Source organism: Caloranaerobacter longqiensis (genome assembly GCF_050286925.1).
Lineage (GTDB): Bacteria > Bacillota > Clostridia > Tissierellales > Thermohalobacteraceae > Caloranaerobacter.
The window spans coordinates 1-23,227 of record NZ_JBFWFX010000006.1 but is presented as its reverse complement, the minus strand read 5'-3'; the positions used below and the strand labels follow the sequence as shown (position 1 = coordinate 23,227).

The 23,227-nt window shown below is 31.4% G+C and carries 23 protein-coding genes and 1 rRNA gene; all 24 read left to right on the top strand.

The genetic code is table 11. The features are described from left to right. The first annotated feature begins 74 nt into the window (after window positions 1-74). Entirely contained in the window at window positions 75-1,499 is a 1,425-nt protein-coding gene (gene tilS / locus AB4Y15_RS06805) for a tRNA lysidine(34) synthetase TilS (RefSeq protein ID WP_427339292.1), read from the top strand. Then, entirely contained in the window at window positions 1,468-2,004 is a 537-nt protein-coding gene (gene hpt / locus AB4Y15_RS06800) for a hypoxanthine phosphoribosyltransferase (protein ID WP_427339290.1), read from the top strand. The genes tilS and hpt overlap by 32 nt, the downstream gene beginning before the upstream one ends. Window positions 2,005-2,096: 92 nt before the next feature. Beyond that, window positions 2,097-3,917 (top strand): ATP-dependent zinc metalloprotease FtsH, encoded by a 1,821-nt coding sequence (ftsH, locus tag AB4Y15_RS06795; protein ID WP_427339288.1) that lies wholly within the window; start codon window positions 2,097-2,099, stop codon window positions 3,915-3,917. 91 nt (window positions 3,918-4,008) lie between these two features. Further along, window positions 4,009-4,398, top strand: a complete 390-nt coding sequence (locus AB4Y15_RS06790) for a thioesterase family protein (RefSeq protein WP_427339286.1) — start codon at window positions 4,009-4,011, stop codon at window positions 4,396-4,398. A gap of 479 nt (window positions 4,399-4,877) precedes the next feature. Continuing rightward, entirely contained in the window at window positions 4,878-6,557 is a 1,680-nt protein-coding gene (locus AB4Y15_RS06785; RefSeq protein WP_427339285.1) for an acyl-CoA mutase large subunit family protein, read from the top strand. Window positions 6,558-6,618: 61 nt separating this feature from the next. Continuing rightward, entirely contained in the window at window positions 6,619-7,020 is a 402-nt protein-coding gene (locus tag AB4Y15_RS06780; protein ID WP_427339283.1) for a cobalamin B12-binding domain-containing protein, read from the top strand. Between the two features lie 23 nt (window positions 7,021-7,043). Further along, the gene (meaB, locus tag AB4Y15_RS06775) at window positions 7,044-7,979 is read left to right on the top strand and encodes a methylmalonyl Co-A mutase-associated GTPase MeaB (protein WP_427339282.1); all 936 of its coding nucleotides are present in this window, start codon (window positions 7,044-7,046) and stop codon (window positions 7,977-7,979) included. A gap of 12 nt (window positions 7,980-7,991) precedes the next feature. Next, a complete protein-coding gene (mce, locus tag AB4Y15_RS06770; RefSeq protein WP_427339280.1) occupies window positions 7,992-8,393 on the top strand; it encodes a methylmalonyl-CoA epimerase in 402 nt (133 codons plus the stop codon). Between the two features lie 23 nt (window positions 8,394-8,416). Beyond that, window positions 8,417-9,964, top strand: coding sequence for an acyl-CoA carboxylase subunit beta (locus tag AB4Y15_RS06765; protein WP_427339278.1), 1,548 nt, complete (start codon window positions 8,417-8,419; stop codon window positions 9,962-9,964). A gap of 12 nt (window positions 9,965-9,976) precedes the next feature. After that, the gene (locus tag AB4Y15_RS06760; RefSeq protein ID WP_427339276.1) at window positions 9,977-10,345 is read left to right on the top strand and encodes an OadG family protein; all 369 of its coding nucleotides are present in this window, start codon (window positions 9,977-9,979) and stop codon (window positions 10,343-10,345) included. Between the two features lie 12 nt (window positions 10,346-10,357). After that, complete coding sequence (locus AB4Y15_RS06755; RefSeq protein ID WP_035162999.1) at window positions 10,358-10,765, top strand: DUF2118 domain-containing protein; 408 nt, start codon at window positions 10,358-10,360, stop codon at window positions 10,763-10,765. A gap of 33 nt (window positions 10,766-10,798) precedes the next feature. Then, window positions 10,799-11,980: a sodium ion-translocating decarboxylase subunit beta gene (locus AB4Y15_RS06750; protein ID WP_427339274.1), complete on the top strand. Its 1,182-nt coding sequence runs from the start codon at window positions 10,799-10,801 to the stop codon at window positions 11,978-11,980. Between the two features lie 153 nt (window positions 11,981-12,133). After that, window positions 12,134-12,994 carry a carboxypeptidase regulatory-like domain-containing protein gene (locus AB4Y15_RS06745; RefSeq protein WP_427339272.1) on the top strand — a complete coding sequence of 287 codons (861 nt, stop codon included), beginning with the start codon at window positions 12,134-12,136 and terminating at the stop codon, window positions 12,992-12,994. A 24-nt stretch (window positions 12,995-13,018) separates the two neighbouring features. Beyond that, on the top strand, window positions 13,019-13,909 hold the full coding sequence (locus AB4Y15_RS06740) for a carboxypeptidase regulatory-like domain-containing protein (protein ID WP_427339270.1): 891 nt from the start codon (window positions 13,019-13,021) through the stop codon (window positions 13,907-13,909). A gap of 56 nt (window positions 13,910-13,965) precedes the next feature. Beyond that, complete coding sequence (locus tag AB4Y15_RS06735) at window positions 13,966-14,784, top strand: carboxypeptidase-like regulatory domain-containing protein (RefSeq protein WP_427339269.1); 819 nt, start codon at window positions 13,966-13,968, stop codon at window positions 14,782-14,784. A gap of 89 nt (window positions 14,785-14,873) precedes the next feature. Then, a complete protein-coding gene (locus tag AB4Y15_RS06730) occupies window positions 14,874-15,857 on the top strand; it encodes a biotin--[acetyl-CoA-carboxylase] ligase (protein ID WP_427339268.1) in 984 nt (327 codons plus the stop codon). Between the two features lie 126 nt (window positions 15,858-15,983). Then, on the top strand, window positions 15,984-16,760 hold the full coding sequence (locus tag AB4Y15_RS06725) for a type III pantothenate kinase (protein ID WP_427339444.1): 777 nt from the start codon (window positions 15,984-15,986) through the stop codon (window positions 16,758-16,760). Between the two features lie 320 nt (window positions 16,761-17,080). Then, complete coding sequence (dusB, locus tag AB4Y15_RS06720) at window positions 17,081-18,049, top strand: tRNA dihydrouridine synthase DusB (protein ID WP_427339267.1); 969 nt, start codon at window positions 17,081-17,083, stop codon at window positions 18,047-18,049. Between the two features lie 108 nt (window positions 18,050-18,157). After that, window positions 18,158-18,688 (top strand): helix-turn-helix domain-containing protein, encoded by a 531-nt coding sequence (locus AB4Y15_RS06715; protein WP_427339265.1) that lies wholly within the window; start codon window positions 18,158-18,160, stop codon window positions 18,686-18,688. Window positions 18,689-18,693: 5 nt separating this feature from the next. Then, complete coding sequence (locus AB4Y15_RS06710) at window positions 18,694-19,620, top strand: DUF8754 domain-containing protein (RefSeq protein ID WP_427339264.1); 927 nt, start codon at window positions 18,694-18,696, stop codon at window positions 19,618-19,620. Between the two features lie 5 nt (window positions 19,621-19,625). Continuing rightward, window positions 19,626-20,594, top strand: a complete 969-nt coding sequence (locus AB4Y15_RS06705; RefSeq protein ID WP_427339263.1) for a hypothetical protein — start codon at window positions 19,626-19,628, stop codon at window positions 20,592-20,594. A gap of 200 nt (window positions 20,595-20,794) precedes the next feature. Beyond that, on the top strand, window positions 20,795-21,271 hold the full coding sequence (gene greA / locus AB4Y15_RS06700; RefSeq protein ID WP_427339262.1) for a transcription elongation factor GreA: 477 nt from the start codon (window positions 20,795-20,797) through the stop codon (window positions 21,269-21,271). Window positions 21,272-21,287: 16 nt separating this feature from the next. Beyond that, a complete protein-coding gene (gene lysS / locus AB4Y15_RS06695) occupies window positions 21,288-22,769 on the top strand; it encodes a lysine--tRNA ligase (RefSeq protein ID WP_427339261.1) in 1,482 nt (493 codons plus the stop codon). Window positions 22,770-23,163: 394 nt separating this feature from the next. Next, window positions 23,164-23,227 (top strand): 16S ribosomal RNA (locus AB4Y15_RS06690); the annotation flags it as partial.

Sequence of the window (23,227 nt, the reverse complement as noted above, 5' to 3'; positions counted from 1 at the left end):
AGAGATAGGGGAATTTAATAAAGACAGTTAAATCTTCTTAAAATGAAATAGATGCTGATAAGACAGGTGATTGTATGAAGGAAAAAGTAATAGATACCATTATAAAAAACAATTTAATTGAAAAAGGAGATAATATTCTTGTAGGTGTTTCGGGAGGGCCTGATTCAATGGCTCTTCTTTATGTTCTAAGAGAAGCTAAGGAAAAAATTGATTTCAAATTGTATGTTGCACATGTTAATCATGGTGTTAGAGGTAAAGAAGCGGACGAAGACGAAGAATTTGTAAGAAAAGTATCTGATGAATTAGGAATTCCTTTTTATTCAATAAAAGTAGATATGTCTAAATATGCTAAAGAAAATAAGCTTTCTGAAGAGGAAGCTGGAAGAGAGATAAGATATAATTTTTTTAGACAAGTATTATCGCAGTTAGGAAATGGTAAGATTGCAGTTGCTCACAATAAAAATGATCAAGCAGAGACTTTAGTGATGAGATTTATAAGGGGAACAGGATTAGACGGTTTAAAGGGAATGGATTATAAAAATGGGGATATTATAAGGCCATTATTAGATGTTAGTAGGGATGAGATTGAAAAGTATATAAAAGAAAATAATATTGAAGTTAGAATTGATAAGACAAATTTTAAACCAATTTATAGTAGAAATAAAATCAGACTTGAGCTTATTCCTTTTATCAAAGAAAACTTTAATAAAAATTTTATTGATACTATTTATAGAACTTCGAGATTGATGGCTATAGATAGTGATTTTTTAAAAAAGTACGCTTTAGAAAAATATGAGCAAATGATACATAAAGAGACTAAAAACAAGATTATTATAAATACAGAAAAATTTTCAAAGCAGCATGATTCTATAAAGTCAAGGATATTGAGAATAGCTATTGAGAAATTATTAGGACATATTAAGGGAATAGAAGAAAAGCATATATATGATGCTATAAATCTTGTATTTAATAATAATACAGGAAAAAGGATTAATTTACCTAAAAATATACAAATTAGTATAGGCTATGGGTATTTTACAGTGGAAAAAATAGATTTGAAGGATGAAATAACAAATTATGAGTATATAATTAATATAGAAAAATCAACAAAAATTGATGAGTTAAAATGCGAAATAATTACAGAAGTATTAGATGTTAATGAAGTTGATATAAAAAATAATAGGTTTATAAAATATTTTGATTATGATAAAATATATGGAAACCTATATATTAGAAACAGAAGACCAGGGGATAAATTTTTTCCTTTGGGAATGAAAGGAAAAAAGAAATTAAAAGATTTTTTTATAGATTTAAAAATTCCTAGAGATATAAGAGATAAGATTCCACTTTTAGTAGATGATCGTAATATTATTTGGGTTGTAGGATATAGAATAAGTGAAATTTATAAAATTAAGCCTGAAACCAAAAGAGTTCTGAAGATACAAATTAAATGTAAGGAGGATTTATATGAAACAAGATATTCGTCAAATATTAATTGAAACAGATGAATTACAAAAGAGGATTAAAGAACTAGGACAAGAGATAACTAAAGATTATAAGGATAAGGATTTAGTTGTAATTTGTGTACTTAAAGGAGCAGTAATGTTCATGTCAGATTTATGTAAAAATATTGATTTACCATTAAGTATGGATTTTATGGCTGTATCTAGTTATGGTTCATCTACACAATCATCAGGAGTTGTAAGAATTCTGAAGGATTTAGATTCAAGTATTGAAGACAAAGACGTATTGATTGTAGAAGACATAATAGATACAGGGTTAACTTTAAGTTATTTAGTTGAAAACCTTAAATCTAGGGGGCCTAGAAGTGTAAAAATATGTACTTTGCTTAATAAACCTGAGAGAAGAAAAACCGAAGTTAAAGTAGATTATATAGGCTTTACAATACCAGATGAATTTGTTGTTGGTTATGGATTAGATTTTAATGAAAGATATAGAAATTTACCATATATATGTGTTCTTAAAGAGGATGTTTATAAATAATAAACCTTATTAGGGTATTATTGTGTTTTAATGACCATTGTGGTAAAATATTTTAGTATGAGAGATTTAGGGTAGTGAGAGGAGGACTCTAGTTGAAGAGATATTTCAAAGGCATAAGTTTCTATCTGCTGATGTTTATAATAATTATAGCTGCAGTTCAGCTTTTCAATAGACCAGTAGGAGAAACAAAGCAGTTTGATTTTACAGAATTCGTTCAGCAGATAAAGAGTAACAATGTTGAATCTATTACTGTGGTAAGGGAAGAAGGGATAATAACTGGAAAATTGAAAGATGGAACATCATTTTCTTTAATTCTTCCAGACGGTACAGAGGAAAACCTTTATGAAGATTATTTAAAAGATTTAATAGATAAAAATAAGATAAGATATGTTGGTAAAAAGCCGCCTGAAACACCATGGCTTCTAAATATTCTTCCAACAATCTTTATTATGATATTGATTTCTATTATTTTTTGGTTTGTATTTATGCAGCAATCACAGGGCGGCGGAAGTAAGGTTATGAATTTTGGGAAGAGCAGAGCAAAGCTGCATAAGGATGATGGTAGAAAGAAGATAACATTTAAGGATGTAGCAGGATTAGATGAAGAAAAAGAAGAGCTTAAAGAGATAGTAGATTTTCTTAAAAATCCAAGAAAGTATATAGAGTTAGGTGCTAGAATACCTAAAGGAGTTTTAATGGTAGGTCCTCCTGGTACTGGTAAAACATATTTATCTAGAGCTGTTGCAGGAGAAGCTGGAGTACCTTTTTTCAGTATAAGTGGTTCTGATTTCGTTGAGATGTTTGTAGGAGTAGGTGCTTCAAGGGTAAGAGATTTATTTGAGCAGGCTAAAAAGAATGCTCCTTGTATAGTTTTTATTGATGAGATTGATGCTGTTGGTAGAAGAAGAGGTGCCGGATTAGGTGGAGGTCATGATGAAAGAGAGCAAACTTTAAATCAGCTTTTAGTTGAAATGGATGGTTTTGGGGTAAATGAAGGGATTATTGTTATGGCAGCTACAAATAGGCCTGATATATTAGACCCTGCACTTTTAAGACCAGGACGATTTGATAGACAAGTGTATGTAGGAGTACCAGATATTAAAGGTAGAGAAGCTATTTTAGAAATACATGCAAAAGGTAAACCTTTAGATGACGATGTTGACCTTAAAGTTATAGCAAGAAGAACTTCTGGATTTACTCCAGCTGATTTGGAGAATCTATTAAATGAGGCAGCACTACTGACTGCAAGAAAAAATTTAAAGAAAATACCGATGGAATTAATTGAAGAAGCTATAACTAAGGTAATAGCAGGACCTGAAAAGAAAAGTAGAGTAATAAGTGAAAAGGAAAGAAGGCTTACGGCATATCATGAAGCGGGGCATGCTGTTGTAGCTAGATTGTTACCTAATACAGATCCAGTTCATTTAATAAGTATTATTCCAAGAGGTAGAGCTGGTGGGTTTACAATGATACTACCAAAGGAAGACAAATACTATATGTCTAAAACAGAAATGGAAGAGACATTAGTACATCTTCTTGGGGGTAGAGTAGCTGAAAAATTAGTTTTAAATGATATTAGTACAGGAGCTCAAAATGACTTAGAGCGAGCTACTAAGATAGCAAGAGATATGGTAACTCATTATGGTATGAGTGAAAAATTAGGTCCTATGACATATGGTACAGATACAGATGAAGTTTTCTTGGGAAGAGATTTAACTAGAAGCAGAAATTATAGTGAAGAAGTAGCAGCTGCTATAGATAGAGAAATGAGAAGCATAATTGATAAGGCTTATCATACAGCTGAGAAGTTATTAAAAGAGAATATAGATAAGCTTCATAGAGTAGCAGAGGCTCTGTTAGAAAGAGAAACACTTAATGCTGAAGAATTTGAAGAAATATTTAGTATGGAGTAAAGTGGTCATTGACCACTTTTTTTTTAGTTATGTTATAATAAAAATTGGATATAAATTTTTGATATTAAAGAAATAAAGGGAAGGTGGGTATATGGAGTTTAATTTGAAAGTTGGCTTAGAAGGTATAGCAGAAAAGGTAGTTACTGAAGATGATACAGCTGCGAAATTTGGTAGTGGAAATGTTTATGTTTTTGCAACTCCAATGATGATAGGGCTTATGGAAAATGCTGCATTAAATGCAGTTGACAAGGAACTAGGAGAAGGTTATGCAACTGTAGGAATACATGTAGATGTTAAACATTTAGGAGCTACACCAGTTGGTATGAAAGTAAAAGGCATAGCAAAGCTTACAAAGATAGATGGTAAAAAATTATATTTTGATGTAGAAGCTTATGATGAGGAAAAATTAATAGGAAAGGGTACACATACTAGATATATAATAAATGTTAAAGAGTTTTTTGAAAAAATTAACAAAAAATAAAAATAGAAGCATAAGTTTAGAGAACTTATGCTTCTATTTTTTGGAAATGGCGAATGATAAAATTGTCAATCGAGCAAAAAATTAATTAGGGGAGATAATAAATAATTAAAGGAATAATTTTTTATAATCCATAGGAAATTATAATAAAATCTTATATTTTAAAAATTTAATGTCGATTTTATTGAAACTTTGTCTGGCATGTTTACATGCCAGAGTCGTTATAAACTGCATTAATTTGTGGATAATTTTAAATATAATTTCCGTAATGGATTTCAAGAAAATCTACCTTAATTTATTTAAATCGAAGATTTTGTTCTATATAGAATAATTTTATTTGTGAAAAATATACTTCAATATTTAAAAAAATTGAAATATATATTGCAAAATTTTGAATTGTATAATAGTCTATATTTGGGTAGGAAAACATTTGCTCAACTGCCCGTATCAAATCATGGCCTACTTAAAAAGGAGGATTACAGATGTTTGATAATGAAAAACTAGAAAAAATTTCAGCTGCTAAAAAGGAATGGGAAAATTCTACATTATCAAAAACTATTTCAAGATTTCCTGAGAGAAAAGAAAAATTTACAACAGGTTCAGGATTAGAAGTTAAGAGACTCTATACACCAGAAGACATCAAGGATTTAGACTATAACGAAGATTTAGGATATCCTGGACAATATCCATTCACACGTGGTGTACAGCCTACAATGTATAGAGGTAGGCTTTGGACAATGAGACAATATGCAGGTTTTGCAACAGCAGAAGAGTCAAATAAGAGGTATAAGTATTTACTAGAGCAAGGACAGACTGGTCTTAGTGTAGCTTTTGATTTACCAACTCAGATTGGATACGATTCAGACCATCCTCTTTCAGAGGGAGAGGTAGGAAAAGTTGGAGTTGCTGTTGATTCCCTTAAAGATATGGAGATTCTTTTTGATGGTATTCCTTTAGACAAGGTAAGTACTTCTATGACTATAAATGCTCCTGCTGCAGTATTATTGGCTATGTATATAGCAGTAGCGGAAAAACAAGGAGTATCAAAAGATAAACTAAGAGGAACTATACAAAATGATATTTTAAAGGAATATATCGCAAGAGGAACTTATATATTCCCACCTCAGCCTTCAATGAGACTTATTACAGATATTTTTGAATACTGTTCAAAGCATGTTCCAAACTGGAACACAATAAGTATCAGCGGATATCATATAAGAGAAGCAGGTTCTACAGCTGTTCAAGAGGTTGCATTTACTCTTGCTAATGGTATAGCTTATGTTGAAGCAGCTATTAAAGCTGGGCTTGATGTTGACTCATTTGCACCTAGATTATCATTCTTCTTCAATGCTCATAATGACCTATTAGAAGAAGTTGCTAAGTTTAGAGCAGCTAGAAAATTATGGGCAAGAATTATGAAAGAAAGGTTTAAAGCTAAGAATAAGAAATCAATGATTATGAAATTCCATACTCAAACAGCTGGTTCTACTCTAACAGCTCAGCAGCCAGATAATAATATAATTCGTGTAACAATTCAAACTTTAGCAGCTGTGTTAGGGGGAACACAATCACTTCATACTAATTCTAGAGATGAAGCATTGGCATTACCAACAGAAGATTCAGTTAGAATAGCTTTAAGAACTCAGCAAATAGTAGCTCATGAAAGTGGAGTTACTGAAACTATAGACCCATTAGCAGGTTCATATTATGTAGAGAGCTTAACTAAGAGAATAGAAGAAGAAGCTTATGAATACATCAAGAAAATAGATGAGCTTGGTGGTTCTCCTAAAGCTATAGAAAAAGGATTTATACAAAAAGAAATTCAAGATAGTGCATATAGATATCAAATGGAAATAGAAACAGGAAAGAGAATAGTAGTTGGTGTTAATAAATATCAAATAGAAGAAGAAGGACATAAAGACATATTAAAGGTAGACCCTTCAGTGGGTGAATTGCAGAAAGAAAAATTAAGAAAGTTAAGAGCAGAAAGAAATAATGAAAGAGTAAAAGAAACTCTTGAAGCTTTAAGAAAAGCTGCAAGAACTAATGAAAATACAATGCCATATATTTTAGATGCAGTTAAAGCTTATGCTACATTAGGAGAAATTTGTGGCGTACTAAGAGAAGAATTTGGAGAATATCAACCTTCAATTATTCTATAAAAAATATTAGTTTTACGGTTAATTTTGCTTTATCAAAACTTATCTTTGAGGAGGTTTAATAATGAGTGAAAGACCTATTAGAGTACTAGTAGCCAAGCCAGGATTAGACGGGCATGATAGAGGAGCAAAAGTAATTGCTAGAGCACTTAGAGATGCTGGCATGGAGGTTATTTATACAGGTTTAAGACAAACTCCAGAACAAATTGTTGCAGCTGCTATTCAAGAGGACGTAGATGTAGTGGCTATGAGTATATTATCAGGTGCTCACAATCATTTATTTCCAAAAGTAGTTAATCTATTAAGAGAACAGGGAGCTGAAGATGTTTTAGTAATAGGTGGCGGAGTTATTCCTGAGGACGATATACCTTTCTTAAAAGAAGCAGGAATATCAGAAATATTCACTCCAGGTACTCCTACATCAGCAGTAATAGATTATATTAGAGAACATGTTAAAAGAAAATAGCTATTTTTAGGTGGTGCAGTAATTTGGATTTTGAAAAAAGACTACTTGAAGGTGATAAAAGAGCTTGTGCAAGACTTATATCAATGTTTGAGATGGGCAGTAGTGAAGCTATAAATCTTATTAAAAAACTTTATAAATATACTGGAAAAGCCCATGTTATTGGTATAACAGGACCGCCTGGTGGTGGTAAAAGTACTTTAACAGATAAATTAGCAAAAGAATTAAGAAAAAGAGGCAAAAAGGTTGGAATAATTGCAATAGACCCTACTAGTCCATTTACAGGTGGTGCGATATTAGGTGATAGAGTAAGGATGCAAGATTTAGCAACTGACCCTGGAGTATTTATTAGAAGTATGGGTACTAGAGGTTCGTTAGGAGGACTTTCGAAAGCAACATATGGAGCAGTTAAGATATTGGATATTTTTGGAGTAGATTATATTTTTATTGAAACTGTTGGGGTTGGCCAATCTGAAGTTGATATAGTCAGAATAGCAGATACTGTTGTTATGATTATGGTACCAGGTTTAGGAGATGATATACAAGCTATAAAGGCTGGTATTATGGAAATAGGAGATATATTTGCAGTAAATAAGAGTGATTTAGATGGAGCAGATAAAACAGCTTTAGAAATAGAGATGATGCTTAAGTTTGGAGAAAATAAAGGTTGGAGGCCACCTGTACTTAAAGTATCAGCATTTAATAATACAGGGATTGATGAGCTTTTAGAAAAAATAATTGAACATAGAGAATATATGATTAACTCTTGCGAATTTGATAAACGTCGATTAGCAAATGCTAGATTAGAGGTGCTGAAATTAGTAGAAGAGAAGCTTATGGCTATGGTACTAGAAAAGACGAGTAATGGAGATTATTTAGATAGTTTATCTGAAAAAATTGCAAAAAGGGAAATAGATCCCTATACTGCTAGGGATAAAATCATTACTATGTTAGGAGAATAAGGAGGATAAAAAATGGTGAAAAAAGTAGACCATATTGGTATAGCAGTTAAAAATTTAGAGGAAACTTTGAAGTTTTATAAAGAAGTATTAGGATTAGAATTAGACGGAATTGAGATAGTTGAAGAACAAAAAGTAAAAGTAGCATTTTTACCGATTGGCGATACTGAAATTGAGCTTTTAGAGTCAACAGACAAAGAAGGGCCTATAGCAAAATATATTGAGAAAAAGGGAGAGGGAATTCAACATATAGCTTATAGAGTTGATGATATAGAAAAAGCAATAGAAGAAATGAAAAGTAAAGGTATTAGAATGATAGATGAAAAGCCAAGGTATGGAGCGGGTGGTGCAAAAATAGCTTTCTTGCATCCAAAGAGTACTTATGGTGTGTTAATTGAACTATGTCAAAGAGATTAATATATACCTAAGGAGGTAAATTCATGTCAATTGAAAAGATAGAGAAGCTTAAGGCCGCTAAAGAGAAAATTAGACTAGGTGGTGGAATTGATAAAATAGAGAAACAGCATAAAAGTGGTAAATTGACAGCAAGAGAGAGAATAAATTTATTACTTGATGAAGGAAGTTTTATTGAATTAGATACTTTTGTTGAACATAGATGTACTAATTTTGGAATGGACAAAAAGAAAGCACCAGGGGAAGGTGTAGTTACTGGATATGGAACAATTGACGGTAGACTTGTATTCGTCTATGCTCAAGATTTTACTGTTATAGGTGGTTCTCTAGGAGAAATGCATGCCGCCAAAATTTGTAAAGTGCAGGATATGGCATTAAAAATGGGAGCACCTATAATTGGATTAAACGATTCAGGAGGAGCTAGAATACAAGAAGGTGTAGATGCTTTATCAGGTTATGGCAAAATATTTTATAGAAATACTATATCATCTGGAGTTATTCCTCAGATATCAGTAATTATGGGGCCATGTGCGGGAGGAGCTGTATATTCACCAGCACTTACAGATTTCATATTTATGATAGAGAATACAAGTAAGATGTTTATTACAGGGCCACAAGTCATTAAGACTGTAACTGGAGAGGATGTTTCTGCAGAAAAATTAGGAGGGGCTATGACTCACAATAGCATAAGTGGAGTTGCGCATTTTATTGATAGCACAGAAGAGGACGCTATAAATAGAATAAAAAAATTATTAAGCTTTTTACCATCAAATAATTTAGAGGATCCTCCAGTATTTGATACTAATGATGATATAAATAGAATAGATGAAATATTAAATGAGATTGTACCTGACAATCCTAATAAACCATATGATATGAAAGAAATAATAAAAATAATAGCTGACAATGGAGATTTCTTTGAAGTACAGCCTTATTTTGCTCAAAACATCATAACAGGATTTATAAGATTAAATGGTAAATCAGTTGGGGTAATTGCAAACCAACCTAAAGTACTTGCCGGTTGTTTAGATATTAATGCTTCAGATAAAGCTTCAAGATTTATAAGGACTTGTGATGCTTTTAATATACCATTGTTAAATTTAGTAGATGTCCCAGGGTTTTTGCCAGGAATAGATCAAGAATATGGTGGAATTATAAGACATGGAGCAAAAATGCTATATGCATATAGTGAGGCTACTGTACCAAAAGTTACTTTAGTTATAAGAAAGGCATATGGCGGTTCGTACCTTGCTATGTGCAGTAAGGATATGGGGGCAGATTTAGTATTTGCATGGCCTAATGCAGAAATTGCTGTTATGGGGCCTGAAGGAGCTGCAAACATTATTTTTAGGAAAGAAATACAGAATTCAGATGATCCATTAGCTACAAGAGCTGAAAAGATTAAAGAGTATAGAGATACGGTAGCAAATCCGTATGTGGCTGCTTCAAGGGGATTTGTTGATGATGTAATTGAACCTATGACTACAAGACAAAGAGTTATTAGCGCATTTGATATGTTATCAAGTAAGAGGGAAAATAGACCGGCTAAGAAGCACGGAAATATACCCCTATAAAGAGGTGATATGATGCTAGGAGAGAATGTTACTATTGGTCAAGTTCTGGTAGTTACAGTATTTAGTATGGGTATAGTTTTCTTGGCGTTGCTTGTTATTTCTTATATTATAGACGGATTTAGATTTGTTTTTTATAAAGATAATAAAAAGGAAGATAAAGAGCAAAGAAAAGTTATTGAACCTAAGAAAAGTGTGCCAAAAGAAATTTTTAATGAAGAGGATGACGAAGAGTTAATAGCAGTTATAACGGCTGCTATTGCAGCAAGTATTTCTAGACCAGCTTCTGAAATTAGGATAAGGAATATAAAAAGAATACCTGCAAATACGCCAATTTGGGCTAGAGCTGGTAGACTTAAGCAGTTTGAATTAATCGATAGATAAGGAGGCTAAAAAATGAAAAAATATATAATTACAGTTAATGGTAAGAAATACGAGGTTGAGGTGGAGGAAGTAAGACAAGAAGCATCAGAAAGAGTAAGTAGGCCTGTTGTTGATAAACCAGTTGCTGAAATGCCAAAAAAAGAAGTGAAAAAAGAACCAAAAGTTGAGCCTAAAAAAGAAGTAGAAGAAAAATACGTTCCAGAGGGAGCTGAAACAGTAGAAGCTCCAATGCCAGGAACTATATTGGATATAAAAGTTAAAGAGGGAGATAATGTAAAGAGCGGTCAAGTTTTAGTGATACTTGAAGCTATGAAAATGGAAAATGAAATAGTAGCACCAAGAGATGGAAAAGTGGTTAGCATAAATACAACTAAGGGTGCTTCTGTAAATGCAGGGGATCCATTAGTATCACTTGAATAAATTTAAATATATCAGAAAGCGGGGTAAACCTAAATGTTTTTGGATATACTTAGGCAGTTTTGGACAAGCACAGGTTTTTCTGCATTAACCATAAAAGAAGTTATAATGATAGGGATTGCCTCCGGACTTCTTTATTTGGCTATTAAAAAAGGATATGAGCCGTATCTATTAATACCTATTGCTTTTGGTATGCTGCTTACTAATTTACCATTAGGGGGTCTTATGGCTGAACCTGTAAAAGAGATAGTGAAAGACCCAGTAACAGGTCAAATGGTATATAAGACCAAAGAAGTAGGAGGATTATTGTATTATTTGTATCAGGGAACGAAATTAGGTATTTATCCACCGATAATCTTTCTATGTGTAGGTGCAATGACAGATTTTGGGCCATTGATTGCTAATCCTAGAAGTTTACTTTTAGGAGCAGCTGCACAATTTGGTATATTCTTTACTTTTATTGGAGCTAAATTTTTGGGATTTACAGGGCCTGAAGCTGCATCTATAGGTATAATTGGAGGGGCGGATGGACCTACTGCACTATATTTAACAACTAGATTAGCACCTCATCTGTTAGGAGCTATAGCTGTGGCTGCATATTCTTATATGGCACTAGTTCCAATTATACAGCCACCGATTATGAAATTACTTACAACTGAACAAGAAAGAAAAGTTAAAATGCAGCAGTTAAGACCAGTTTCAAAAAAGGAAAAGATTATTTTCCCTATAGTTGTTGCAGTTTTTAGCATACTATTATTGCCATCTTCGGCACCACTTATTGGAATGCTTATGTTTGGCAACTTAATTAGAGAATCTGGTGTAGTTGAAAGACTTTCAAATACTGCACAAAATGCACTATCTAATATAATTACAATTTTCTTAGGATTAACAGTTGGTGCTACAGCTAAAGCTGATTCTTTTATTGATACAACAACAATCAAGATAATTGTACTAGGATTAATAGCTTTTTCAATAGGGACAGCAGCAGGAGTTTTATTTGGAAAGATTATGTATAAAGTATCGGGAGGTAAAGTAAATCCATTAATAGGTGCTGCGGGAGTATCTGCAGTTCCTATGGCGGCTAGGGTTGTTCAAAAAGTAGGACAGAAGGAAAATCCATCTAACTTTCTTTTAATGCATGCTATGGGACCAAACGTTGCAGGAGTTATAGGTTCTGCAATAGCAGCAGGAGTATTGTTAATGTTCTTTGGAGGTTAAAAGGACTCTGTTTAGAGTCCTTTTTATTTTTATCTAATTCATGTTCTATGTCCCCTATTTCTTATTATTGACAATTAACTATGTAGCAGTTTATACAGAATTGTCATATGTATAAAACAGGAAAAGCATAATATGGAAAAAGGGGGCATTAGAATGTCTGAATTATATAAACTAACACAATCTCAATTAGGTGAAATTCAAGATGTAGGTCAAGAGATACGTTTAGACGTTCAGCTTGATGAAAACCCATATCTTAATACGGGTTCAATAACAGGTACTATTACAGATCCTAACGGTGATCCTGTTGAAGATGCTTTAGTAAAAGTGTTAGATAAAGACCACAATCCTTTGTATCACACATTGACAGACGCTTATGGGAAATATGATATTTCGAATATTACACCAGCATCTGAATTGCATGTTCATGTTACAAAAAGAGGTTATATATTAAGTGAATCTAACCCTGTGGCTATTGCAGCAGGTCAAACAATAATTGTAGACCAAGTATTACAGCCAGATCCTGATGCGAATAAATCGACAATTGCAGGAGAAGTATTTGATATCAATAATAATCCTATAGCTAATATCATGGTTACTTTGATAAAAATAGAGAACGAACAAGAGATTATTAAAGCAGTAACTGGTACAAATGAATACGGTCAATATGCTTTTATAAACCTTGACCTAGGAAATTATTTTATTAGGTTATCTGGACAGGGTTATAAAACAACAGAAGTTGAACTCCATATAATACAACCGGGTTCAATAACTAAAATACAGACAACATTACAGGTTGCTCCAGAACAGTCTACTGGAACTATTAACGGTATTATAAAGGATGCACAAGGAAATCCTGTTGAAGGAGCAGTTGTTGTACTTTATGAAGTAACAGGAGATACAGAAAATCCAACATTAATTCCTAGAAGATATACTAGAACTATTTCAGGTGGAGTTTATTTATTTGGGGATGTTCCGCAAGGTAAATATATAGTAAAAGCAAATAAAGAACAATAATAATGATATGAGAGGTGATAATGTATGGCTGAATGTAAAGAGTTATATAAATTAGGTCAGTCTGAAATTCATTCGTTGATTGATTTAGGTGAAGAGATTAGGATAGACTTACAGCTCGAAGATAATATTCACATTGATCAAGGTACTGTATTTGGTAAAGTAACGGATGCTAATGGCGTTCCTATAGAAGGTGTTACAGTTAAGATAACAGATAATCAATATAATCCTTTGTATCATGGCATTACAGACATTAATGGAGAATATACAATAGTTGGAATATCTCCAGAAGAACAGTATTTGATATTTGCTACTAAATATGGATATAACCTTATGCAAGGTATATCTTTTGCAATGCAAGCGGGCCAGCAAATAGAAAGGGACTTTACACTTACTCCTGTATCTAGTACAAATAACAGTCTAATAGCTGGTGATATAACAGATGAGCAAGGAACACCACTACAAGGAGCAATAGTAAGGCTTATTGACAATACAGATCCTAATAATCCTCAAATATTGAAAACAACTTATACTAACGAATATGGACAGTTTGTATTTTTTGACATTGCACAAGGAATTTATTCTGTATCGACTAGTAAATTAGGTTATACAAGTGTAGATATAAATGTAGTTATAGATACACCATTCCAGGTGAGAAATATTGTCGCGTCACTACCAATTGACCCAGTTACTAGAAAAGGAACAATAAACGGTATCATAAGAGATAAAGACGGTATTCCAATTGAAGGAGCATTTGTAATATTATTTAGAGTTGACACCGATGAAGAAGGTAATGAGATTTTAACACCTATTAGAATGACTAAAACAAATAGCGAAGGACTATATATATTCGAACAAGTTGATCAAGGTAGTTATAAGATTAAAGCAAATAAGCAAATTCCAGAGGCAACTGCATAGATTACAGGCATATAGTTTATCTATATGCCTACATACATAAAAAAGTAGGTGAAATTATGGAAAAGTATATTTTAGGGCAATCTGAAATGAAAGAATTAAATAAAGAAAATCCTGAAATAAGGATAGATTTGTATTTAGAAGAAAACAAGTATTTTGATAATGCTTTGATTTATGGTCATGTAAGAGACAATAGAGGTAGTTTGTTAGAAGATGTGAAGATAAAGTTTGTTGATGAAAGTTGGAATGCAATTGGCTGTGTATATAGCAGCAAGGATGGATATTATACATATAATGGTGTTAGATTAAATAGTAAAATTAGAATTGAAGCAGAAAAAAACGGTTATAAAACTCATAGAAGCTGCTATATAAATATAAAGTCTAGACGTATTATATATAACATCATTTTAGAAGAGGAAACATATAAGTTTACTTTGATAACAGGACATGTATTTGATAAAGATAAAAAAACAATAGCTTATGTTACAGTTACATTATTTAAAAATGAAAAGCTTTATAGATATACATGTACGAATAAATATGGGCAATTTATTTTTTCAACTATAGTAAAAGGGGAATATAAGTTAGTTATAAATGATTCAAAATATTATTCTTATGAAACAATTTTAGATATAGAAGATTTAAAAGATATTTATAAAATAGATATATTATTAGAAAATAGAGTTAGTAAGACTAAAATTAATGGTATTATTTATGAAGAAAATAATAGCCCTATAGAAGACGCATTAGTTATTTTATATAAAGTAGAAGACGAAGATAAATATATTTCTATAGATTTTAGGTTTACTGATGAATTTGGTAAATATGAATTTGAAGATATGCCATATGGCAATTATGTTGTAAAAGCAGTTTATTAGAAGATATGGAGTATTACTACCATATTTTTTTTTGTAAATGATATAATATTATTGTGCTTAAGAAATACTCTTGTTAAGGAGGAAAAATAGTGAAAGATGAAATTTTGAAGCTGCTTAAAGAAAATAATAAAAGATATGTTTCTGGGCAGAGTATTAGTGATACTTTAAATGTGAGCAGAACAGCAATATGGAAGTATATAAATCAATTAAGAGAAGAAGGTTATTTAATTGATTCAGTTACACGAAAAGGATACAAATTAACTTATACACCAGATATATTGACTTATGGAGAAATTGCAGAATACTTAAAAACAGATTATATAGGCAGAAAAATAGTACATTTTGACAGTATAGATTCAACAAACATTAAAGCTAAGCAATTAGCAGCTGAAGGTATGAAAGAGGGTACAGTCGTTATAGCGGAAGAGCAGACTATGGGTAGAGGACGATTAGGAAGAGGATGGGTATCTCCGAAAGGTAAGGGAATTTGGATGTCTATAATACTCAGGCCAGATATTAATCCAATAGATGCTTCGAAAGTAACACAGATAGGGGCTGCTGCTGTGTGGAGTGCACTTAATAAAGTTGGAGTAGATGCTTATATAAAATGGCCAAATGATATAGTATTAAATGGTAAAAAAGTTTGTGGTATTTTAACGGAAATGAGTGCTGAACTTAATAGAATAAATTATTTAGTTATAGGTATAGGGGTAAATGTGAATATCAATTTAGAAGAATTTCCTAAAGAGATAAAGGATGTGGCTACTTCTATTAAGGCTGAGATAGGGCATGATGTAGACAGAAAGTTTATTGTGGCTGAAATTCTCAATAATTTTGAGAGATTTTATAATGAATTTATTAAGTATGGTAGTATAAAAACTTCAATAGAAATATGTAGAAAAGCTTCGATTTTATTAGGGAGAGAAATAAAAATTATTACTAATAAAGGAGAAAGGAAGGCTAAAGCTATAGATATAACAGATCAAGGAGAATTATTAATAGAAGAAAATGGGAAGATTGAAAAGTTAATCTCAGGAGAGATATCTGTAAGAGGAATATATGGATATGTATAAATTTAATCGAGCTACTTATAAACTAATTCAATATTAACAATTTTAAATTTGTATTGAATAAAGACTTTGAAATTGCTAAAATTTAAATAAACTATATTTGAGTTGTATATAATAGTAAAGAAGAAGGTGAATATTTTGATATTAGTATTTGATGTTGGAAATACGAATATTGTATTAGGAGTATATGAAGGTAAGGATTTATTAAAATATTGGCGAATTTCTACGGATAAAAATAAAACTTCAGATGAATATGGTATGCTTATTAATCAATTGTTTGAGTATAATGGTTTTAAGCTTAATGAAGTTGAAGCCGTTATAATATCTTCAGTAGTACCGCCACTTATGTATTCATTACAGGCTATGTCGATAAAATACTGCAATAAAGAACCACTTATAGTTGGTCCTGGAATTAAAACTGGAATGAATATTAGGTATGATGATCCTAAACAGGTAGGCGCCGATAGAATTGTTAATGCCGTTGCAGCATATGAAAAGTATGGAGGACCTACTATAATAGTTGATTTTGGTACTGCTACAACTTTTTGTGCAGTATCTGAAGAAGGAGATTATCTTGGGGGAGCTATTGCACCAGGCATTAAAATTTCAAGTGAAGCACTTTTTCAAAAAGCAGCTAAACTTCCAAAAATTGAATTGGTAAAGCCAAAAACTGTTATATGTAAAAATACTGTAAACAGCATGCAGTCAGGTATAATATATGGTTATGTAGGTATGGTTGATTATATTGTTGAACGAATGAAAAAAGAGATAAAAGGAAAAGTAAAAAATGTTGTATGTACAGGAGGATTGTCTACTTTAATTGCAAGTGAGTCAAAAACTATTAATAGAGTAGACAAGTTATTAACATTAGAAGGTTTGAGAATAATATATGAAAGAAACAAGTAGCCTAATAAGGCTACTTTGAGGAGCTTGTTGAAAAACATATATGAAAATGACGCTCATGCGGATGAATTTAGAAAAAACTAAAGGCTTAAATTTTTAGAAAATCCTAACGCACCTAATCAAGACCTCCTGTCTTGTAGGATGCTGGTTTGACATCCTGTCAAACCTACGGATTTTCTCAAAAATTTTCACCTAGTTTTTTAACTAAATTCTTTCAAGCATTCGCTTTCATTTTCATAAATATTAAAAATATAAGTTTGTTAACAGCCTGAAGTAGCCTAATAAGGCTACTTTTTTGACGAAAGAAGAAATGAGGTGGGATAGTGAGGATAGGGAATGTTGAGACGAAAAATAATGTTTTTCTTGCACCTATGGCAGGTATTACAGATATGGCATTTAGATTGATTTGTAGTGAATTAGGCGCAGGTCTTGTTTATAGTGAAATGATAAGCTCAAAAGGCCTTTACTATGAAGATAAGAAAACATACGAACTAATGAAAATAGATGAAAATGAAAGGCCGATAGCATTGCAGATATTTGGGCATGAACCAGATATTATGGCTCATGTGGTATCATCGGTATTAAATAAACGAGATGATATTGATATTATTGATATAAATATGGGATGCCCTGCACCAAAAATAGTTAAAAATGGAGATGGAAGTGCTTTATTAAAGGAACCGAAGATAGTTAGACAAATTGTAAGAGCTGTTGTTAAAGCGTCAAATAAGCCTGTTACTGTGAAAATAAGAATGGGATGGGACGAAAAAAATATAAATGCAGTAGAAATAGCTAAGATTATTGAAGATGAAGGTGCATCTTTAGTAGTTATACATGGTAGAACTAGAGAACAATTTTATTCTGGAAAGGCAAACTGGGATATAATTAGAGAAGTTAAAAACAATGTATCAATTCCGGTTGTAGGCAATGGAGATATTTTTACTCCTGAAGATGCTAAGAGAATGATTGATTATACAGGTTGTGATGGAGTAATGATAGGAAGAGGAAGTCAGGGAAACCCTTGGATTTTTAAAAGAACTGTAGCACTTATTAAAAATGGAGAGGAAATACCACCGCCAACGAATCGCGAGAAAATAGATATGGCTATAAGGCATCTTGAGTTGTTAACTAGCTTAAAGGGAGAAAAAATTGCAGTTAGAGAGATGAGAAAACATATTGGGTGGTATATTAAAGGCATGAGCAATGCATCAGATATGAGAAGAAGGATAAATACTATTGATAACAAAGATGAAATTATAGATGTATTAAATAAATATTTGGAGAGGTTATAAGATGGTTAAAGACTTAGCCATCTTTTTCCTTTATAAAAATTATATAAAATGGTAATATATAAGTATGAGCTCAATGTTGTGCACAATACAGACGGGGGAGGTAGGGTGTTGGATATTATTAGAATTGGAGATAAGGTAATAGATATAAATAAAATATATAGAAATATTGATAGAATTATTGAATTAAGAATAAGAGGTAAATCACAGCAGGAAGTTGCAGATATTTTGGGAATTCATAGAACATTTATTTCTAGACTAGAAAGATTAGGGGAGATAAGAAAGGGAAAGAGTGTGGCTTTAATTGGATTTCCGATAAAGAATAAAGAGGAATTAGAAAATATCTGTTTAAAATATGGTGTTGAATATATTTTTTTAATGTCAGAAGAAGAACGATGGAACTTTATACAAGATAAAAGTGGATTAGAATTGTTTAATAAGGTATTAGATATTATAGCCGAATTAAGAAATTATGATTTAATTATTACGTTGTTTTCTGATATGAGAAATTCTCTAGTACATAAGTTGTTGGACAAAGAAATTATATCAATAGATATAGGCAAATCTCCTTTAACAGAAGATATTGAAATTGATTTGAAAGCTATAGAAAATATTCTTAAATTAGTTAAAGACAGGGGGTAAATATTTTGAAGAGAGTTGTAAGTGTCAGTTTGGGTTCATCTAAAAGAAATCATAAGGTTAAGGTTAATATTTTTGGTGAGGATTTTATAATAGAAAGAATTGGTACAGATGGTGACAGAGATAAAGCTATAGAATTAATTAAGGAATTAGACGGTAAGGTTGATGCTTTTGGAATGGGCGGAATAGATATTTATTTAACTTGCAAAGATAAAAGGTACATAATAAAAGACTCACTTCCAATTAAAGCGGCTGCCAAAAAAACTCCAATGCTAGATGGTACTTTTCTAAAAAATACTCTAGAGAGAAGAGCTATAAGATATATAAACGAAAATAATATTATTAAATTGAAAGATAAAAAAGTTCTTATTACATCAGCACTTGATAGATACGGTATGGCTGAGGCTTTTCAAGAAGCTGGCAGCGATGTAGTTTATGGAGATGCCATATTTGCTTTAGGAATACCTGTAAAAATCAAATCATATAATACATTATATAATATAGCAAGAGTAATTGCACCTATAGCTGTTAAGATGCCATTTGAAATGTTATATCCTACAGGGCAAAAACAAAACAAATCTGTTGATAGTAGATTTTCCAAATACTACTACGAAGCAGATATAATAGCTGGTGATTTTAATTATATAAAAAGATATATGCCAAAAAATATGGAAGGAAAGATTATAATAACAAATACAGTAACTTCATATGATATAGATGATATGAAAAACAGAGGAGTTAAGATATTGATAACTACTACTCCTGAATTTGAAGGTAGATCATTTGGTACAAATGTAATGGAAGCTATGATAGTTGCTTTCTTAGGGAAAAAACCTGATGAAATGACTAGTGAAGACTTTGATAAGGCTTTAGATACTCTAGATTTCAAACCAAGAATAGAGTATTTAAATGATGCGCGGGGGGTTTCAGTTTAATATTTATGGGGGGGATCATATGGCAGGGTAAATGGATTTATATTTTAGAACCACAGTATTATAGAAAATCTATTAAAAGAGGAATAATAAAAGTTATTCCTGATAGAATATTATTAAATCTAGAAAAAAAAATAAAACCTAAAGTTGTATGTAAATATATAAATGATAATAATGAAGTAAAAGGATATGGAGTAGGGATTTTTCTTGAAGATAGAGATGATAACTATAGAGAGATTGCTGAGAGAATAGTTAATAGTATTAATTATTTAAATTTAGAAGATATAGATAAAATTTTTTTATATAGAATTGATTTGCTTGATAGTGAGAGTATCAAATCTATTCAACAAGAATATAATATTAAGGTATGTGATGGTAGAGATTTGAAATGCAAAATGATAATATATGCTTTAAAAAAATTGCTTAAGGATAAATATAATTTATTTAAGGACAAAGAGATTCTTATTATTAGCGATAGTACTGATGTAAGCAGGAATATGGTCTTTGAAATTGCAAGGGAATTTAAATATATTACAGTTTTAGGAGAAGATAAAGAGTTTGTTGTTGAATTGGCGGATTATATTCTAAATGAAATTGGGCTTTCTATATATACAACAATAAAACCTATTAAAAAGTTGAATAAATACAGTATAATCGTTAATTTGAATAACAATCTGAAATTAAATGTATTAGATATTTGTGATAATAGTATTATATTCGATTTTAGTGTTGAGAGAGTAATATTTAAAGAAATAAATAAAACGAAAAAGATAGCAGTAATAATAACTGATTTTATATTTAAAAGGAATCAAGACATAAGAAGTTTGCCATCAGGTTATGAGTTTAATAAAGAAGTACCTTCATATTTTTATCAAAGCATAGAAATGTTTAATTTTAGAGACTTGGTAAAACTTGAGATTAATAATAAAAGATATAGGTTTAAAGAGGCTAGAAAAATGTTTTTTGGACATGTATAGGCAAAATTGCAATTATATATAAATTTGAACTAAATAAGTTTATTAACCTCTTGACAATGTTATAGAGCTAAATTATAATAGTCATCATACAAAAGATGGGTATGGCACTGTAAAAAAATTACGGTGCTTATTATTTAAGACAAATAATATCAAAAATCATCAGAATTAGATAAAATTGGTCATGAAGGGGAGAGAGTAAAGTGGCAGATAAAGAAGTGGTTTTAACCTTAGATGGATTAAAAAAGATTGAAGATGAATTGGAGTATCTTAAAACAGTTAGAAGAAAAGAGGTAGCCGAAAGAATTAAGCATGCACTTGCTTTTGGAGATATTAGCGAGAACTCAGAGTATGATGAAGCAAAGAATGAACAAGCGCAATTAGAAGAGAGAATAGCTAAATTAGAAGGGATATTAAGGACAGCTAGAGTTATAGATGATGAAGATATTAACTTAGAGACAGTAAGCATAGGTACTAAAGTTAAGGTTAAAGATTTAGAATTTGATGAGGAAATAGAATACACTATTGTTGGTTCAGCAGAAGCAGATCCTTATGAAGGAAAGATTTCTAATGAATCTCCTGTAGGAGAAGCTTTAATTGGGCGAAAAAAAGGAGAAATAGTAGAGGTACAGGTTCCAGATGGGGTTATTAGATATGAGATACTAGAGATAACTAGGTAGTTTGGAGGTGTATTAAATGACATATGAAGAAAATAATCTTAATGAGATGCTAAGACTTAGAAGAGAAAAACTTAATAAACTTAGAGCGATGGGGAGAGACCCATTTAAAATAGAAAAATATGAAGTAACTCATCATAGTAAATATATTATTGATAATTTTGATGAAATGGAAGGAAAGTTTGTTTCGATAGCAGGTAGAATCATGTCTAAAAGAGGGCATGGTAAAGCAAGTTTTATTGATATACAAGATAGTGAAGGTAGAATTCAAGTTTTTGTAAAAGTTAATTTAATTGGAGAAGAAGAATATGAAATTTTTAAAACCTATGATATTGGGGATATAATTGGCGTAAAGGGAGAAGTATTTAAAACAAAGAAAGGTGAAATTTCCGTAAAAGCCCAAGAAATCATATTACTTACCAAATCATTACAAATATTACCTGAGAAGTTCCATGGTCTTAAAGACCCGGATTTAAGATATAGACAGAGATATGTAGATTTAATTGTAAATCCTGAAGTTAAACAAACATTTATTTTAAGGTCAAAAATAATAAAAGCAGTTAGAGAGTATTTAGATAATAGAGGCTTTTTAGAAGTTGATACACCAATTTTAAACACTATAGCTGGTGGTGCAGCTGCTAGACCATTTATTACTCATCATAATACTTTAGACATAGATATGTACTTAAGAATTGCAAATGAGCTATACTTAAAAAGATTAATAGTAGGTGGATTTGATAAAGTTTATGAAATGGGCAGAATGTTCAGAAATGAAGGAATGTCAATAAAGCATAATCCTGAATATACAGCTATTGAATTATATCAGGCTTATGCTGATTATGAAGATATGATGAGATTAACTGAAGACTTGATTGCATATGTTGCAAAAAAAGCGTTAGGAACAACTAAAATAAATTATCAAGGTAAAGAAATAGATTTAACACCACCATGGAATAGAATGAGCATGGAAGAAGCAGTAAAGAAATATGCAGGGGTAGATTTTAGCGAAATAAACACAGATGAAGAAGCATTAAAAATAGCAAAAGAAAAAGGAATAGAGATAAAACCAGGAATGACTAGAGGACATGTAATAAATGAATTATTTGAAGAGTATGCAGAGAAACATTTAGTTCAACCTACTTTTATTACACATCATCCAGTAGAGGTATCACCATTAGCTAAGAGAAATCCTGATGACCCAAGAATTACTAATAGATTTGAAGCATTTATTAATACATGGGAGATAGCTAATGCGTTTTCTGAATTAAACGACCCAATAGACCAGAGACAGAGATTTATTGAACAATTAAAACAAAGAGAAGCAGGTGACGATGAAGCTCATATGATGGATACTGACTTTTTAAATGCTTTAGAGGTAGGTTTACCACCGACAGGAGGATTAGGTATAGGTATAGATAGATTGATTATGATTTTAACTAATCAATCATCAATCAGAGATGTTATATTGTTCCCAACTATGAAGCCTATTGAAAATAAATAAATAATTATATTTAGCTCAAGCTAAGAGTTGAAGTACTCTTAGCTTGAGCTTTTTGACAAAGTTATATTTCTTAATAGATTGAAAAAATAACGCTCATAGACAAATCTTTAGAGAAAACTAAGATTCATATGGCTTTTTGATATATATGAAATTGTGAAAAATGTTCTTGACTAATTAAAAGTTTTGTGGTAAATTATTTCTTGTCGTTGAGGAAAAAAGCAGAACAAAAAAGTTTAAAAAAGTTCTTGACATAGATAAACAAATCTGCTATAGTATTAAGAGTCGGCGGCAAAAGCCGACAAAAAAGATTTGATAAGGAAGATTTGGTCTTTGAAAACTGAACAGTGCGGAGACAGGATTACAAGCTAACAGCTGATAGCTGAAGAACAAGTTTTTCCTTGAGAGTTTGATCCTGGCTCAGGACGAACGCTGGCGGCGTGCCTAACACATGCAAGTCG

What these genes read in the sequence shown, in the direction of transcription:
- tilS (WP_427339292.1), top strand. Translation starts at nt 75, where the DNA reads ATGAAGGAAAAAGTAATAGATACCATTATAAAAAACAATTTAATTGAA.
- hpt (WP_427339290.1), top strand. Translation starts at nt 1,468, where the DNA reads ATGAAACAAGATATTCGTCAAATATTAATTGAAACAGATGAATTACAA.
- AB4Y15_RS06790 (WP_427339286.1), top strand. Translation starts at nt 4,009, where the DNA reads ATGGAGTTTAATTTGAAAGTTGGCTTAGAAGGTATAGCAGAAAAGGTA.
- AB4Y15_RS06785 (WP_427339285.1), top strand. Translation starts at nt 4,878, where the DNA reads ATGTTTGATAATGAAAAACTAGAAAAAATTTCAGCTGCTAAAAAGGAA.
- AB4Y15_RS06780 (WP_427339283.1), top strand. Translation starts at nt 6,619, where the DNA reads ATGAGTGAAAGACCTATTAGAGTACTAGTAGCCAAGCCAGGATTAGAC.
- mce (WP_427339280.1), top strand. Translation starts at nt 7,992, where the DNA reads ATGGTGAAAAAAGTAGACCATATTGGTATAGCAGTTAAAAATTTAGAG.
- AB4Y15_RS06765 (WP_427339278.1), top strand. Translation starts at nt 8,417, where the DNA reads ATGTCAATTGAAAAGATAGAGAAGCTTAAGGCCGCTAAAGAGAAAATT.
- AB4Y15_RS06760 (WP_427339276.1), top strand. Translation starts at nt 9,977, where the DNA reads ATGCTAGGAGAGAATGTTACTATTGGTCAAGTTCTGGTAGTTACAGTA.
- AB4Y15_RS06755 (WP_035162999.1), top strand. Translation starts at nt 10,358, where the DNA reads ATGAAAAAATATATAATTACAGTTAATGGTAAGAAATACGAGGTTGAG.
- AB4Y15_RS06750 (WP_427339274.1), top strand. Translation starts at nt 10,799, where the DNA reads ATGTTTTTGGATATACTTAGGCAGTTTTGGACAAGCACAGGTTTTTCT.
- AB4Y15_RS06745 (WP_427339272.1), top strand. Translation starts at nt 12,134, where the DNA reads ATGTCTGAATTATATAAACTAACACAATCTCAATTAGGTGAAATTCAA.
- AB4Y15_RS06740 (WP_427339270.1), top strand. Translation starts at nt 13,019, where the DNA reads ATGGCTGAATGTAAAGAGTTATATAAATTAGGTCAGTCTGAAATTCAT.
- AB4Y15_RS06735 (WP_427339269.1), top strand. Translation starts at nt 13,966, where the DNA reads ATGGAAAAGTATATTTTAGGGCAATCTGAAATGAAAGAATTAAATAAA.
- AB4Y15_RS06705 (WP_427339263.1), top strand. Translation starts at nt 19,626, where the DNA reads ATGGGGGGGATCATATGGCAGGGTAAATGGATTTATATTTTAGAACCA.
- lysS (WP_427339261.1), top strand. Translation starts at nt 21,288, where the DNA reads ATGACATATGAAGAAAATAATCTTAATGAGATGCTAAGACTTAGAAGA.